Origin of the sequence: Borrelia duttonii Ly (genome assembly GCF_000019685.1) — a bacterium.
Taxonomy (GTDB): Bacteria; Spirochaetota; Spirochaetia; order Borreliales; family Borreliaceae; genus Borrelia; species Borrelia duttonii.
This window is the reverse complement of the sequence record NC_011229.1, coordinates 626,713-643,850: the sequence shown is the minus strand read 5'-3', so window position 1 is coordinate 643,850 and position 17,138 is coordinate 626,713. Positions and strand designations below refer to the sequence as shown.

General features: G+C 26.9%; 11 protein-coding genes. 5 read left to right on the top strand and 6 right to left on the bottom strand.

What is annotated here, in order from left to right; all coding sequences use genetic code 11:
* Positions 1-135: 135 nt before the first annotated feature.
* Entirely contained in the window at positions 136-1,974 is a 1,839-nt protein-coding gene (locus BDU_RS03005; protein ID WP_012538350.1) for an integrin-binding adhesin P66 family protein, read from the top strand.
* Between the two features lie 97 nt (positions 1,975-2,071).
* On the opposite strand, the gene BDU_RS03000 is transcribed toward BDU_RS03005, so the two are convergent.
* Genes BDU_RS03000 through BDU_RS02985 form a run of 4 tightly spaced genes read right to left on the bottom strand, consistent with a single transcriptional unit; the run spans position 2,072 to position 7,096 of the window.
* Complete coding sequence (locus BDU_RS03000; RefSeq protein ID WP_041177730.1) at positions 2,072-2,824, bottom strand: J domain-containing protein; 753 nt, start codon at positions 2,822-2,824, stop codon at positions 2,072-2,074.
* 26 nt (positions 2,825-2,850) lie between these two features.
* Complete coding sequence (gene glyA / locus BDU_RS02995; RefSeq protein ID WP_012538348.1) at positions 2,851-4,104, bottom strand: serine hydroxymethyltransferase; 1,254 nt, start codon at positions 4,102-4,104, stop codon at positions 2,851-2,853.
* On the bottom strand, positions 4,094-5,647 hold the full coding sequence (locus BDU_RS02990; RefSeq protein ID WP_012538347.1) for a DNA-binding protein: 1,554 nt from the start codon (positions 5,645-5,647) through the stop codon (positions 4,094-4,096). Before BDU_RS02990 ends, glyA begins: the two co-directional genes overlap by 11 nt.
* 3 nt (positions 5,648-5,650) lie before the next feature.
* Positions 5,651-7,096 (bottom strand): cysteine--tRNA ligase, encoded by a 1,446-nt coding sequence (locus BDU_RS02985; RefSeq protein WP_041177786.1) that lies wholly within the window; start codon positions 7,094-7,096, stop codon positions 5,651-5,653.
* A 201-nt stretch (positions 7,097-7,297) separates the two neighbouring features.
* Between BDU_RS02985 and murB the strand changes: the two genes are divergently transcribed.
* Positions 7,298-8,215 (top strand): UDP-N-acetylmuramate dehydrogenase, encoded by a 918-nt coding sequence (gene murB / locus BDU_RS02980; protein WP_041177729.1) that lies wholly within the window; start codon positions 7,298-7,300, stop codon positions 8,213-8,215.
* A 1-nt stretch (position 8,216) separates the two neighbouring features.
* Here the strand turns inward: murB and BDU_RS02975 are convergent, their stop codons facing one another.
* Entirely contained in the window at positions 8,217-10,415 is a 2,199-nt protein-coding gene (locus BDU_RS02975) for a methyl-accepting chemotaxis protein (protein ID WP_041177728.1), read from the bottom strand.
* A gap of 197 nt (positions 10,416-10,612) precedes the next feature.
* Here BDU_RS02975 and BDU_RS02970 point away from each other — a divergent pair, with 197 nt between their 5' ends.
* From BDU_RS02970 to argS, 3 genes are read left to right on the top strand one after another with little or no spacing between them, the layout of a single operon-like run.
* Complete coding sequence (locus tag BDU_RS02970; protein WP_012538343.1) at positions 10,613-12,829, top strand: methyl-accepting chemotaxis protein; 2,217 nt, start codon at positions 10,613-10,615, stop codon at positions 12,827-12,829.
* 15 nt (positions 12,830-12,844) lie between these two features.
* Positions 12,845-13,423 (top strand): hypothetical protein, encoded by a 579-nt coding sequence (locus BDU_RS02965; protein ID WP_012538342.1) that lies wholly within the window; start codon positions 12,845-12,847, stop codon positions 13,421-13,423.
* Positions 13,416-15,173, top strand: a complete 1,758-nt coding sequence (argS, locus tag BDU_RS02960) for an arginine--tRNA ligase (protein WP_012538341.1) — start codon at positions 13,416-13,418, stop codon at positions 15,171-15,173. Before BDU_RS02965 ends, argS begins: the two co-directional genes overlap by 8 nt.
* Before the next feature lie 31 nt (positions 15,174-15,204).
* Here argS and BDU_RS02955 read toward each other — a convergent pair whose 3' ends face one another.
* A complete protein-coding gene (locus tag BDU_RS02955; RefSeq protein ID WP_012538340.1) occupies positions 15,205-17,136 on the bottom strand; it encodes an AMP-binding protein in 1,932 nt (643 codons plus the stop codon).
* Between the last annotated feature and the right edge of the window lie 2 nt (positions 17,137-17,138).

Sequence of the window (17,138 nt, the reverse complement as noted above, 5' to 3'; positions counted from 1 at the left end):
ATTACTTGAATTTTTACATAAGAATTAATATTATAAAATCATAAAACCCTTAATACCTAAAATATATAATAAATATATAATTATTAAAAGAAACTTCCAAAGAAGTTTATATCTTATAACAAAGGAGATATCATAATGACAAAAACAATAATATGTCTACTCGTAATAATATTAAGTCATATAATGGCTTTTGCTGAAGATAATGAGACTGATACTAATGGTAATAACTCAAACAATACAAATACAAGCAATAATACACCCGAACTTAATCAAAATCTCAAACTCCCTATTACATTAACTTTTGACAACAGTAGCCAATTTAGATTTGATATGGATGAACTTGTTCCTGGTTTAGAAAATAAAACCAATGTGGGAATTAAAATTACACCATATATAAATACAAAAGAAGTAGGTAATAATGATCCTCTCTCAGCTTATGTTAAAGTAGAAAGTCTATGCTTAAACGCTAGTGGAAAAAGTAATACACCAATAAAATTTAGCGTAGGAAATATTACAGCACAAATTAATATGTACGATTTTTACCTTAAAATGGAATCAATGACTGATTTTAACTTTAATCAAGAATCATTATTTAGTTTTGCACCAATAAGTAAAATTCAAAGCCAATATTACGGTTTTCCAAACAAGGAAAATGCAACAACAAGAACAATTCTTTCAAGAAGTACAGCTAAAAAAATAGGAACTCTTCAATTTGGATACAAACTTCCATCACAATTAGAACTCATACTATCAATTGGAGCAACAGGAACAGGAAATAGAAATAATAAAAAAAATGACAAAGATTCTGAAGAGGATAAAAAAAATAAAGAGGCAATTCCTTATAACGATACTTACAAAGGTATACTTTATGGTACGCAAGTCAAATGGAAACCAATACAAAACAATTTAACACAATATAATTCAAATATCAGTGTCAAAAATCCTCTTGAGTTAAATTTTGGAATATCAGGAGCAATCGGAAACTCAACATTCAATAATTCCTCAATAACATATGGTCTTAAAGATACATCTGTCACAGACTCAGATCTTGTAAATCCAACTCTATCAAATGCATCTATAATAACTTCCATTGGAGTTAGTTACAAACTTGGTCTTACAAAAATTAACAATAAAAATACTTATCTATTACTAAATGCCGGTTCCGATTTAGGAATAGACCCATTTGCAAGTGATTTTTCTATACTTGGACACATATCTAGAAAAGCAAACACAGATGAAAAAAAGCAATTTGATCCAGTAAGCAATAAGCTTCAATTCGATACAAAAAGAACCCCCAATTTTGAATTCTCTGTGGGAACTGGTATAGGACTTGCCTGGAATACAAATGAAGGAGAAGAAGAATCTTGGGAAATTAGTGGAAGTAAATCTTATAACAAACGAATATTTGGCGCACAAGATAAAAAATCCGGCATCGGATTTGGAATTAATTATGGAAAAAGTCTATATAGACCTACATCTTCAAATACGTTAATACAAAAAATCGCCCAAAAATCATTTCAAACATTGAATGCAGAACTTTCAACTTACGAAGATAATAAAAAAGGTATTATCCCTGGACTTGGTTGGATAGCCTCAATAGGAATTTATGATCTCTTAAGAGACAAACCTAAATCAGATGACATAATAGCAGCTCTTACTCCAAACACTACCACCACAAATAAAACCAACATTGAATTTGCTAGCGCAACTCAACTTGGAGGTGCATTATACCTTGATTATGCAATACCTTTAAAATCTATGTCACCAAATACATATATAATTCCATATGTAGGTGCTCATATGCTAGGAACCCTTAATTTTCCAAAAAACACCTTATATCTAAAAGCTGGACTAGAATTAGAAAACTTAATTAAATTAACAAACATAGTTATTGGATGGGATTCAAACAATATCCTGGCATCTAAAGATCAAAATGGAAGTGTATTTATACTATTTAAAATATCTATTTCTTAATAAAAAAAATTGTTTAAAGAGTAAATTTACTCTTTAAACAATTTTACCCATAAAATTAACAAAACCTACAAATTATTTAATTTATGCCAATTCATTCCTACTTTAAATTTCTCTCTTTAGAAATTTTTTCATAAGCATCCTGAATCCTAATAAATTTTTCATTTGCCTCTTTTTGTTTAACAGGTTCATTTTCAAATTTATCTGGATGGTATTGTATAACCAATTTTTTATAAGCTCTCTTTATATCATCATCACTAGCATCATATTTTAACCCCAATACTTCATAAGGACTAACAACCTTTATATCAACATTCTTATAAGAATCATAACTTTCAAAATCAAGTTCAAGAAATGAACTAACATATGAAATAAATTTATCACCTTCTAAACTTTTACATCTAGCTAAATTATTAATTTCTTTTAAAACCGACACAAGCCACACAAAAAGGTCTTTACGTTGAAAATAGCCAAGTTTTAGAGTATATAATATTTTGTCTGCATTCCTATTCTGTGTTACAGAAAAATGAAATAGATTATAAAGTTCACTCTTATCTCTTTCAGATAAATTTAATGAACTCATTATAAAACTAATATAATTTAATTGCTCACCGGTCATCGATCCTAAAATAGAAATTAATTTAGCCATTAGTAAAAATGATAATTTATAAAACTCAAATTCCCTTGATTTAGAATAAAAATAATCCCTTGTAGTAGTAGATATCCTAAATCCACCTAAAATGCTATAAATTATACTTAAAATAAAAAATATAAAAAATATGCCTAAAATAAAAGGACTAAAAATCAAAATAAATGGCAACAATAAAAAGATAATCTGAAATAAATTATACACTGCAACAATCAACCTATAAATGCAAACTAAGGCATATCAAAACTACTAATAAACCCTATAACTTCTTGTTTTATCTTTCTAAGTTCATCAGTAGATTTTGTCTTTAAAGCTCTAATAATAAAATGAGCAACTTTAATAGAATCATCTCTATTTAAACCTCGTGAAGTAATAGCAGGAGCACCAATTCTAATTCCAGAAGCTACAGAAGGATTTTTAGAATCAAAAGGAATTGCATTTTTATTAAGCGTAATATTTACACTTTCAAGAATCTTCTCAGCATCAGCTCCCGTAATACCTAAACCACTAAGATCAACCAAAAACAAATGATTATCTGTACCACCACTAACTATTCTAAGACCCTCTGAAATAAAATACTCAGCCATAGCTTTAGTATTCTCTATAACCCTAGAAATATAATCTTTAAACTCTTTATTTAATGCCTCTTTGAAAGCCACTGCTTTGCCCGCAATAACATGCATTAAAGGTCCCCCTTGGGTTCCTGGAAAAACACAAGAATTAACAGCTGAATCTAAAGTTCTCTCTTTATTATTATAATTGATCATTGTATTAAACTCTTTACCTGCAAGAATTAAGCCTCCTCTAGGACCTCTTAAAGTTTTATGAGTAGTACTTGTAGTTAAATGTGCAACATCAATAGGAGAATTATGAAAACCCGTAGCAACAAGACCTGCCGTATGAGCAATATCACATAAAAGATAAGCTGAAACTTCATTTGCTATTTCACGAAACTTCTTAAAATCAATTTCTCTTGAATAAGAAGATGCACCAGCAATGATCAAATTTGGTCTACATGCCTTAGCTATGTTTTTAACATCATCGTAATCAATCATCTCAGAATCTCTTGAAACACCATAAGAATATGCATCAAAAAACATACCAGAAAAACTAACCTTACTACCATGAGTCAAATGACCACCATGAGACAATTCCATCCCAAGAATTTTATCCCCAGGCTTAATAAGTGACATTATAGCAGCCATATTAGCTTGAGAACCACTATGAGGCTGAACATTAGCATAACTTGCACCGAATAATTCCATAGCTCGTGATATGGCTAAATTTTCAATATCATCAACAACAGAACATCCACCATAATATCTCTTTGAAGGATACCCTTCGGCATATTTATTGGTCAAAACACTTCCAACAGCTTGTCTAACATCTGATGAAACAAAATTCTCTGAAGCAATTAACTCAATATTTTCTCTCTCTCTTTTAGCTTCTCTTTCAATTAAATCAAATAGAATGTTATCTATCATTACTATTTTCCTCCAAAGTAATCTTATAATTCAAAGAATGATCATGACTTGTTAAGCTTTTATATTTAAACAACACCAAATCAACATATTCATCTAATAATAAATCATTATCATAATCTTCTCTATATCCATAATGGATATAATTCTCTGACATATTCAAAAAATAATTTGAGCTATCCTTAAATAATACTGCATTTATTATATCAAAATAAATAAAACCAATATGCTCTAAAAAAAACTCACACCAAATATGTTTTTGAAGTTTGGAAGACTTATTATCGAAATAAAATCCAACAGCATTTCTTAAAGGTATATTATGTCTAAAAAACAATAAATTAGTAAGCAAAATTAAATTATCAACTGAAATTTCTTTCATCTCAATAGATTTATCTAAAGCTAAATCATTATTTACAAGTGTAAAATATGATACTAAAGCATCAATAATAGATTTTGCTAATTCATAAGCGGAATCTTTATTATTGACATTCAAATTAATTGAAGTTAAATCAAACGAATCATAAGATAAATAATGATCTCTTTTATCTAAAACATAAGTTTTAAACTCACGTATATTAGCATCTGTACTTACCCTAATACCCTCCAAAGCTTTCACATCAAAAATATCTAAATTTAACTGAAAAGTCTTAACTTCAAAGTTAAAATGATACTTATCTGATTTCAAATTTTTAAAAAACAAATTATCTAAATTCAATAAAGTTCCATTATTATCTACAAACTGAATTTTTTGTCTTTCATTTTCAACTGGACTTAAATAAAAAATATTAAAATTAATATTATCTAATATTTCATTAGAACTATCATTCTTATTCTTTAAAAAAGAAATTTCATGGGAAATTTTAAAATTTCTACCCTTCTTTAAATTCCATGCAAAAAAATTTTCATTAAATTTAAAAGGAAGTTTATTGCTCTTAAGTTCATCAACCACTACAAAAATTTCACCATTAATATTCAAAGTTTTAGGGGGAATAAATCTTATCTCCATCTCACTTAAACTCAATATATCTCTAGAGAGCACTTTATAAAGTTCATGTTTGGTTTGAATAAATATCTCAACAACTCCAGAATCTGACGTTAAATTTTTACCCCTCAATACAATAGGAGTATTTGTCATTACAACTAAATTTTCCTCAAAAAAAAGAAAAGGACTATTGTCTTTTTCAAGTTTTATTGGCACTTGTCTACTAATAACAAGAAAAAGCTCATTACTAATACCTTGCCTATTTTTTATAAAAACAAGCCCAGAATTAATTTCATTAGTAATTTTAAAAACTACTCTCTCATTGCTCCAACTAATAATACTACTTTTCACTAAATAATGATCATTAATATTAACTTCTCCAATTTTATCACCCAAATTACGTCCTTTAATCACAATTACATTTTCATGAGAAGCAGGCATAGGTGATATTTCATAAATTACAGGCTTTAAATAAAACAAAAATCCAGAAAAAACAAATAAACCAAAAAAAATTAAAAAAATTAAACTTAAAATAAAATATTGTCCCCTAATAAATACTGCCAAAAACTATCCTCGCTTAACTTTAGTACCCTCTTCAGTATCAATTAATATAAAACCTTTAGAACGACAATATTCTCTAATCTCATCAGCACGTTTAAAATCTTTTTTCAATTTGGCAAGTCGTCTCTCTTCAATCAAAGAATTCATAACATCATCAATAACTATCCTACTCCTGTCAATTTCTCTCAAAATTTCTTCCCGTAATCCAAGAGACAAAACTTCATCAAATTTAAATGCAAGTTTAAGTTTTGCAAGAGAGCTTAAATTATTATCCCTCACAATATCCCAAAGCAAAGCCAACACTTTAGGAATATTCAAATCAAAAGCTATTCTTTCTAAAAAACTATCATAATATTTATGTTCCAATATAAACTCAATATTTTCATCATCCTGACTAAGTAAACTAATATCAAATTGACTTAATGAAGAATAACAAGAGGTCAACTTACTAAGCAAATTTTCTCTAGCCACTTTGCAAGCTTTTAAACTATGAAATGTAAATTTAAGTTGTGTCCTATAATGAGCAGTTAAACAAAAATATCTAAAATCTAAAGGTGAAAATCCCTCATCTTCTAAGTTTTTTATAGTAATAAAATCATTATTTGACTTTGACATCTTTTCATTTTCCATAATCAAAAATTCACCATGAATAAACATGTCACACCAGTTTTTACCTAAATAACATTCCATTATAGCTATTTCATTTACATGATGCACTCTAATATGATCAATACCCCCCAAATGAATATTAAGAGTACTATTAAAATAATTCAAATTCATTGTTGCACATTCTAAATGCCAACTTGGATAGCCAAATCCCCAAGGAGAATCCCACTTCATTTCTTGATTTTGAAATTTTGAATTTGTAAACCATAAAACAAAATCTGATTTATTCCTTTTTGAAAGATCTAACTCAACTCTAGAAACGGAATTTTCATTAATATCATTTAGATTAATGCCAGCCATCTGCCCATAATTTTTAAAACGAGAAATATCAAAATAAACATTACCATTTACAAAATAAGTAAATCCATTCTTTTCAAGAACTTTGACTACTTCTATCATATCCAAAATGTATTCACTTGCAACAAGTACTTTATCAGGATGTAAAATATTTAACTTTTTACAATCATCAAAAAAAGCTTTTGTAAAAAACTTGCCAATCTCACAAACAGTAAGACCTCTCTCTTTTGCAGCCTTTACTACCTTATCTTCTCCATCATCAAAATCACCTGTTAAATGCCCAATATCAGTAATATTCATTGCATAATTAACATTATACTTAAATAACTTTAAAGATTTAATAAGAAGATCCTCAAAAATATAAGTTCTAAGATTGCCTATATGGGCATAATTATAAACAGTAGGACCACAAGCATAAATCTTAGTTTCACTTAAGTTCTTTACTTCAGATAAACATTTTGTTTTTGTATTGTATAACTTAAGAAGCATAAATACCATCAAAAATTAAGTTTAAAATTCAAAAGATATCCTAAAAAAATTAGGACTGACACAATCTTTATATAACTTATTATAACAAGTCTATTACATTTGAAACAATTTGACAAATCTAAATTATTCTATATAACCATATTACATCTAAAATATAATTAAAATTTGAAAAAAATAATAATCCAATATAAAATGAATAACATGTTAGAGAACATAAATAATTTTCTTAAAAAGATAAATATTCAACCTCAAACAACAAATCTGGCAAATTATACAACTTATAAAATAGGGGGTATTTCTAAATTATTCTTAATCCCTAAAACAATCGAAGATGCAAAACATATATTTAAAACAGCAATACAAGAAAAAATTAAAATATTTATTTTAGGGGGAGGCTCAAATATATTAATAAACGATGAAGAAGAAATTAATTTTCCTATTATCTATACTAAACATTTAAATAAAATTGAAATTCATGACAATCAAATTACTGCAGAATGCGGAACCAATTTTAACGATCTATGTAACTTTGCATTGAAAAATGAATTAAGCGGACTAGAGTTTATATATGGACTTCCTGGAACACTTGGGGGCGCAATTTGGATGAATGCAAGATGTTTTGGAAGTGAAATTTCTGACATATTAGATAAAATCATCTTTATAGATGAAAATGGAAATTTTATATGTAAAAAATTTAACAAAAATGAATTTGCATATAAAATTTCGCCTTTTCAAAACAAAAATACTGCAATATTAAAAGCAACGCTAAATTTAAAGAAAGGTAATAAAAAACATATTGAAAAAATTATGAAACAAAATAAGCAAATAAGAATCAATAAAGGACATTACCTCTTTCCAAGTAGCGGAAGCACATTTAAAAACAATAAAAATTTTTTAAAACCCACTGGACAAATAATTGAAGAATGCAATTTAAAAGGACTTCAAATTGGAGGAGCAAAAGTATCACATTATCATGGCAATTTTATTATTAATAATAATAAAGCTACCTCTAGAGAGGTTAAAACACTTATTGATAAAATAAAAACTCAAGTTCAAATAAAAACAGGATTTTTACTTGAAGAAGAAATACTATATATAGGATTTAATCAAAAAAATTAAACTACACATCCCAAAATTCATTATTCATATTCTCAACAACATTTCTCATTCTAGCAATTTTTTCTTTAAACTCATTAATCAAAAGTATATGTTCACGCAAAGTTTCTAATGCATCTAAACTCATTTTAGAAACCTCAAATTCACTCAGATCACTATTCAAATTATGAAATTTGCCACTAATAACAAAATAACTATTAAATATTTCTTTACACATATTTTTAGTATCTTTAATTTTAATGTCATGAGCTAAATACTGCTCTTTAAATTCACCTATTTCTCTCACATGTTTAGCAAGAGTAACATTAATTCTCTCATGTTGCATAGAATTATTATTAATGTTATCTTGAATATCAATGAAATCTTTATAAATAGAATCAATTTCTGCACTTATAACTGAAATGATATTATTAACCTTTTTAAGTTCATCCTTGATAGTCGTTGAGTACTTACCAGAATTAATAGCAAGTTTTCTAATTTCTTCTGCAACAACCGCAAAACTCTTACCAGCATCCCCTGCTTTTGCTGCCTCAATAGCTGCATTCATTGCAAGCATATTAGTCTGAGCTGATATTAACACCAAAAGCTTATTTGCACTTTGAAGATTATTGGTTTGAGACAAAAGGTCGGAGAAATTTTTATTTACACTATCAAATACAGAATTCAATTCAGAAACTTTACTCTTTACTGTATCAATACTTGCAGAATTTGACACTACAACTTTATTAAAAACTTCTAAATTTTTATCTATTGAATAAAAAGCATTAGTATTCTCTTCAAATTTAGCAGCAATATCCAATATATTTTTATTATGCTCATTAATTGGATTAGATGTCGATTCAAAATCTTTTAAAATATTCATAACTGCTTTTTCAAATTTAGAAAAAGCATCTCCTATACCATCATAAGTAGTAAGACTATTATGCACTCTTTCTATACTTTCTTCTGGTATATTAATTTCGTTTAAACGTCCTCTTAATTCCTGTACATAAAATTTAATATTATTAACGATATTAGTAGTCTTTGAAAACAAATTATCAAATTCAGTATTAATATAAGAGAAGATAAAAGATTTATATTTGAATTCTGAGGTAGAATCAAGCTTTAAAATATCCTCTCTTTCCTTTTTTTGCTCAATTAACATTTTAAAATCACTAAAAAAGGGTAAAACAAACTTGATACATAGACAAAATATGATAAGACAAGCAACAAATACAAAACCTAAGAAAAATATTGCATTTGATTGAAATTTCAAAGGAACATGATTCATATTAAAAATAACGCCTTGAACTACCTGTCCAGCAATCTGAGAAGTACTTAAAAAATAAGAAGAAGTATTATGCTTTAAAATTTTTTTAACAATATTAGGATCGCTTCTAACACCTTCTATAACACTACTTAGCACACTATTTGCATAATTTTCTGAAAAATTATTAATATTTAAGTCATTAAGATTTAACAATAAAGGTTGAAAATCTCTATCAATCATAAAAAATTCATAATTTTTATTGCTAAGTTTAAAATAAGAATTTAATTGATTTGCAATATCAACAAATAAACTATCAAAACAAACAAAAAAACAAATTACTCCTAATACTGCATGATTATCATTTATAAGTGGCATACTTACAAGAGAATAAAGCTTATTTCTTACCCTCTTATAACTTGAATAATAAACACTACGCTCCTTTACAGGTACAAAATAAATTGGATCCTCAATAATGTTATTTATATCTAAAAATGAAAAATTTTTATTTGAAATTAAAACATTTTTTTCTACAGGAATATAAAAAACTCCCTCTAAAGAATTAGCTTCAAGAGGAATATGTTGAAAAATTTTACTTATATCATTAAATCCTTTAGAACTTAAAAAAAGAGCAATACTTGTATTTAAATCTATAAATCTTAAATCGACATTTGAAACAAAATTATTTGAAACCTTATGTAATACATTTAAAACATTATTATCCTTAATCAAATTTTTCAAAACACTAACAGCACCATCATATTTATTCTTGATCTTAAAAGCCACATTACTTGAAAAAAGTTTAAAATCAGCCTCAATACGATTTAAATATTCATGTCTATAATTTAAATAAGCTTGACCTAGAAACAAAAAACCAAAGCAAATAAAAATAAAAAGCATGAGATAGAGAAAAAATCTCATATTTTTTAATTTAACACTTACCAAATCCTCACGCATAAAAAATTCTCCAAAATTCAATCCATAAAAATAAAGTTTCAAGCCATGTTAACGAATTATAGTATAATATAAATAATTAATAAATATTCACTAAAATATACATTTCATTAATTAATAATATGTATATTATTATATAATAAAACATATATAATACTAGTGAGTTATGATATTTTGTAAAAAGTTTTGCGAGGCTTTAAATGAAAAGAAACCATTTTAGTTCTACTCTTTTTTATAAATTTAATATTGTTATTGTAATTTACACAATAATTATTGCTATGACGATTTTTATATTATTAGAACGTGGATACAGAAAAATCATAACAACAGAACTTCAAAATTTCACGAAATTTGTAAATAACATAATGATAAAAAGTTTCTCTAGAGATACAAGAAACATGTTAATAGCTATTGATAACTTTGCAAAACATCACAATCAAAATATAAATAAACAACAAAATGAACATTTCAAAAATATCATAACTAGTGAACAGTTAAGTTCATTTCCATCTTATATAAAGATATTAGAATACACAGATAAAAATGGTAAAATATTATATTCAAATAATGAGAGGAGGCTTCATACCTACATAAACCTGCAAGAAATGCAAAAAGACAACAACATAGGCAATCATCATACGCTTATACTAAACCAAGATTTAACAATAATAAATAACAAATACTATATACCAATGATTTACAAACTTCCTCAAAAAGAACAACACGATTTCTATGACACAAATGATGCAAACATAAAATTAGAACAAAGTGAACGAATGGATCATAATGGATATGTTGTTTTATATGTAGACATATTAGAACACATTAAACAACTTAGAAATAATATATTTATGCTATTAGAAAGGTCTTTACTGGAAAAAGACAATCATCACAAAAGTTCACACTACTTCAATATATATGCAATGAACAATCAAGGAGAAATTTTTGGCGAAAAAAACGAAGATACACTTAAGCCTATCAAATTATCCATAAATGACCTATTTGAAAACAATACAAATATAACAAACCCACTACTTAATGCAATGACTAAAAGAAAAAGCAATTACAATATTAGCAACAATAATAACATAATATCTATAACAAGACTTACATCTTCATCTTGGTATCTAGCAATACAAATGAATCATAACAATATATTTTCAAACGAACTTAATAACATCAAATTAATGTCATCATCAATAATAATTTTGTTTATAATAGTGTTTATATTAATTATGATAATTATAATTAAAAAATTAATCATATCAAAAATAGAAAAACTTAATAATATTATTCCAAAAGTTAAAGAAGGTGATTTAACTATTAAAATTAACTCAAAAGGAAAAGATTCAATAAGTGCAACCATAAATCATTTTGGATATTTCATTGAAAACTTAAAAAACGTAATAAATTCGCTACAAGGCAGGGTCAAGCTGTTAAAAGACAATGGTGATTTATTATTTAACGAAATAAATAAAGCTTATGATACAATAACAAATTCAAATAGATATATAGAAAAAACACAAGGAGAAATAGAAAAACAAGTTGAATTTATTTCAAACACAACAAATACAATTGAAAATCTATCTAAAAATATTGCATCACTTGATAATTCAATCGAAACCCAGGCTTCAAGCGTTGAAGAATCATCTTCGGCTATTGAAGAGATGATAGGAAGCATACAATCAGTTACAGAAATAACACAAAAAGCAGCAAAAAGCACAGAAGAGCTTAAAGCCTTCTCCGATGATGGAAGAAAAAAACAAGAAGAAATCATTATGCAAATCAAAGATATCTATAAAAATTCAACAAGACTACAAGAAGCTAATGCACTAATATCATCTATAGCCAGCCAAACAAACTTACTATCCATGAATGCTGCTATTGAAGCATCTCATGCTGGAGAGGCTGGTAAAGGTTTTGCAATTGTTGCAGAAGAGATAAAAGATCTTGCAGAACAGGTAACTTCACAATCAGAATCAGTAGCAGCATCAATAAATGAAATAATGGATTCTATTAACCAGACAGTTAAAACATCAGAACTAACAAATAAAGCTTTCAATCAAATATTTAATTCAATAAACCTTGTGGTTCAAGTCATAGAAGAAATAAATCATACCATGCAAGAACAATCAATCGGTAGCCAAGAAATTTTAAAAGCTTTAAATACAATGAGAGAAATAACATATGAAGTAAAAATAGGTTCAAATGAAATGTTTAGAGGAAATAAAGAAATAATAAACACAGTATCAGGTTTAGGAGAAATTAATATTACTGTCTCAAACTCAATGAAAGGATTAAAAGAAGAGATCAAAAAACTAATAGAAGCCATTGAAAGTATCAAAACTTTTGGAACAACAAATTCAGATCATATTACAAAAATTAACACAGATACAAATCAATTTAAAACAAAATAATTCAAGGTAAATTTTATGAATAAAACAACATTCTACATAACAGACAAGTACTTAAAAACATCTTTAATGTTATTTCCAATTTTTGCATATACTAAAAATTTTTTAGAAGGAACAATAATATCAACTTGGATATCACTATGCATTTTATTGCCAGCAGTAATTATTAAAAAAATAGAATTTAAAAATCACATACTAGAAATTTACCTACTAATAATAGGACTAGTTATCAGTATAACTTATCCATTTATGCAATATGTAACGCCTATTCTTTATGAAAATTTACGATTTTCAATACCTATTTTGACAGTTATAATAATCTCTTTTCACAAAAATGAACCTTTTAAATCGCCAAGCATATGGCAATACTCAAAATCACCCATAATAATATTTATATCACTAAGTACAATAATTTCATTTTTCAGAGAAATATTAAATACTGGCAATTTGAAATTGTTTAATATTACATTTCAAATTATTAAAAATTACAACATAACAAAAATACCAGCTTATAGTTCAAATATTTTTTTAATAACATCTTTAATCTTTCTATTAATTAACATATTAAAAAACATTAAAGGGCAAAAGAATGATTAAAACAATAAAAGCAGATCTAAAAAATAAAATTCAAAAAACAATAAAAGAACTCGCATTAAGTTCAAATATCAAATTAGACAAAATAAATATAGTAATGCAAAAACCCCCAAAAAGTGAAATGGGAGATTTATCAATACTAATATTTGAATTTAGCAAAATATTAAAACTAAGCATACCTGTAATCACTCAAGAGATAATAAAACAAATTGGAAATGAATATAAAACAAAATCAATGGGTCCCTATTTAAACATAAAATTTAACAGAAAAGAATACATTCAAAACACAATCAAGAAAGTCAATAAAGAAAAAGAAAATTATGGTGCTAATAACTCACTCCAAAATAAAAAGACAATAATAGAATTTTCATCACCAAATACAAACAAACCATTACACGTAGGACATCTTAGAAATGACATTATTGGAGAAAGTTTGTCAAGAATATTAAAGGCTTCTGGTAGCAAGGTAACAAAAATAAATCTAATAAATGATAGAGGAACACACATTTGTAAATCAATGCTTGCTTACAAAAAATTTGGGAATAATATAACCCCTGAAATTGCACAAAAGAAGGGAGACCATTTAATTGGTGACTTTTATGTAAAATACAATGAATATGCTAGTCAAAATAGTGAAATAGCAGAGAATGAAATACAACAACTACTATGTCAATGGGAACAAGGAGATGAAAAAACAGTTCAACTTTGGACAAAACTAAATAAATGGGCAATTGATGGCATTAAAGAAACATATAATACTACAAACATTACATTTGACAAAATTTATCTTGAGAGTGAAATATTTAAAATTGGACGAGAAGTTGTAATTAATGGATTAAAAGAAGGTTTATGTTATAAAAGAGAAGATGGAGCAATATGCATCAACATACCTACAGAAAAAAACAATATAGACAATCAAAATTTTAAACAAAAAGTGCTCTTAAGAGCTAATGGCACATCTATTTACTTAACTCAAGATCTAGGAAATATAGTAGCTAGAAAAAACGAATTTGATTTCGATGAAATGATTTATGTGGTTGGAAGTGAACAAATTCACCACTTTAAAACTTTATTTTATGTTGCAGATAAATTAGGAGTTACTAACGAAAATAATTTAATACATTTATCATATGGAATGGTAAATTTACCTGAGGGCAAAATGAAATCAAGAGAAGGAAATATAATTGATGCTGACAATTTAATTCATGATTTAAGTCAATCAACTATGTTAGAACTCAAAAAAAGATATGAAAATGAACAAAACTTACAAAAACTTGCATTAAATATATCATTGGGAGCCATTCACTACTATTTATTAAAAACAGCAATACACAAAGACATATTATTTAACAAAACAGAAAGTTTATCATTTACAGGAAATTCAGGTCCATATATTCAATATGTAGGAGCAAGAATTAATAGCATACTTGACAAATATAACAATCTAAATTTAGCTAACAAAAATACTAATTTTGATTTACTAGTAAATGAAAACGAATGGGAAATAATTAAAATTATCTCCGAATTTGAAGAATATATAATTAAAGCATCAAAAGATCGCAATCCTTCAATAATAGCTAATTATTCTTATTTACTTGCAAAAAACTTTAGCACATATTATCAAGACACAAAAATAATAGATAAAGATAACCTTGAACTCACACACGCAAGAATTGATCTAGCAAAAGCAGTCTTACAAACAATAAAAAACTGCATGCATTTACTTAATATACCTTACATACAAAAAATGTAAATTTTATAAATTTAAATATACTAAAAATCTATTATAATAATTCACAATCATCTTTATTAAAGATAGACATTATCTTCTTATTATATTTCTCAAGTATATAATACCTCTTAAGTTTAAGAGTATTAGTAAGTTCGTCACCAATAACAAAAGCATCCTTTAACAAAACAAATCCAACAATTCTCTCAAAACTTTTAAATCCAGATTTAGGATTAACAATATCCAAAATACATTTAGAATAAAATTTATTCACAAGTTCATTGGATAATAAATCATCATGAGAAGAAAATGCTATTCCACTAGAAATAGCCCATTTTTCAAGAACTTCAAAATTAGGTACAATAATAGCTCCTAAAAATTTTTGATCTTGTCCAACAACCACAACATTTTCAATAAACACAGATTTTGATAAAGCTCGCTCAATAGGTTCAGGCTCAATATTTTCTCCACCTCTTAGAACAATTGTATCTTTACTCCTTCCAACAATTGAAATTTCATCATTAATCGTCGCACAAACTAAATCTCCCGTTTTAAACCAACCATCTCTTGTTAAAACTTCCCTTGTCATAGTCTCATCTTTAAAATAACCACTCATAACCTGCGGGGATTTTACCCAAAGTTCACCTTTCTCACCTGGTGGCAAAACATTACCATTATGATCAACTACTTTATACTCAATATCTGGAAATAAAGGCCCAACAGTATTTGCAACAGGAGACTTAAGACGCCTCACACTCAAAACAGGTCCCGTTTCCGTAAGACCATAACCTTCAAGAACAACAATACCTACAGCCTTAAAAAAATAATCAACATAATCTACCAAAGCTCCCCCACCAGAAATACCAAATATAAATCTTTTTCCAAGTGCTTTTTTTATCTTTTTAAAAACCAAAATATGTCCCAAAAATTTAAAAGGAAAAATTAAAATTAATCCTATAAGATAAATAATCTTCACAAAAAACGAAATTAAAAAGTTGGATTTTCTATAAATAGGAACAAGTCCTAAAAACTTTTCCATAAGTTTTACATAAAAAATTCCCACTTTCAAGAAAAAATTAAATAAAATTTTCTTTAAAAAAGATTCTGATACTTTTTTAATAATCCCAGCCCTTATTCCTTCCCATATTCTTGGTACAGAAATAATTGCATGAGGATTTAAGGCTGCAAAATCTTTAAGCAAAATAGGACCTACAGGCTTAGAATAGGCAATTGATAGACCATTAAGAGCAACTATATATTCGCAAGTTCTCTCAAATGAATGCCAAAGAGGAAGTATAGATATCATTATTTGACCTGGTTCAAGTGATGGCAAATAATCATTAATTCTATCTAACTGAAAAATAAAAGATTCATGACGAAGCACAACACCTTTTGGAAAGCCTGTTGTTCCTGAAGTATATATTATAGTAGCAACATCTTTTCCAGAAACTTTCTCAAGTTCAAGATCAAACATTTTAGGATAATCTTTTAAATAATCATGCCCCAAACTTAATAATTGCCTATAAGAAATTATTGTAATATTCCCCAACTTATCCTCATAAAGCTTATCATCATCAATAACCACAACATATTTAACGAATTTAAGATCGTGTTTTTTAGAAATGATTTTTTGTAACTGTTTTGCATTCTCTACAAAGATAAAACTTGATTCAGAATGATTAATAATATAAGTCAATTCATCCTCAGACGAATCATTACCTCTTGGAACATCAATACAACCCAAGCTCATAACAGCTATATCAATGATTATCCATTCTCTTCTTGAATCAGAAATAAGAGCCACTTTATCTCCTTTTCTCATTCCATAATGCAAAAGACCAGATCCAACACTCTTAACTTCTTTCCAAAAATCAGAATATATTTGTCTCTTAAAATCTCGAGAATCATTCTCTTTATAAATAAAAATATCAAGATCTCCATAAAGCCCTATAATTTCATTGAAACGCTTAGGAACAGTATCTAGCATAA

Bases quoted from the DNA above. Each gene is read 5' to 3' on its own strand.
- BDU_RS03005 (WP_012538350.1), top strand. From the start codon at position 136: ATGACAAAAACAATAATATGTCTACTCGTAATAATATTAAGTCATATA.
- glyA (WP_012538348.1), bottom strand. From the start codon at position 4,104: ATGATAGATAACATTCTATTTGATTTAATTGAAAGAGAAGCTAAAAGA.
- BDU_RS02985 (WP_041177786.1), bottom strand. From the start codon at position 7,096: ATGCTTCTTAAGTTATACAATACAAAAACAAAATGTTTATCTGAAGTA.
- murB (WP_041177729.1), top strand. From the start codon at position 7,298: ATGTTAGAGAACATAAATAATTTTCTTAAAAAGATAAATATTCAACCT.
- BDU_RS02975 (WP_041177728.1), bottom strand. From the start codon at position 10,415: ATGCGTGAGGATTTGGTAAGTGTTAAATTAAAAAATATGAGATTTTTT.
- BDU_RS02970 (WP_012538343.1), top strand. From the start codon at position 10,613: ATGAAAAGAAACCATTTTAGTTCTACTCTTTTTTATAAATTTAATATT.
- BDU_RS02965 (WP_012538342.1), top strand. From the start codon at position 12,845: ATGAATAAAACAACATTCTACATAACAGACAAGTACTTAAAAACATCT.
- argS (WP_012538341.1), top strand. From the start codon at position 13,416: ATGATTAAAACAATAAAAGCAGATCTAAAAAATAAAATTCAAAAAACA.
- BDU_RS02955 (WP_012538340.1), bottom strand. From the start codon at position 17,136: ATGCTAGATACTGTTCCTAAGCGTTTCAATGAAATTATAGGGCTTTAT.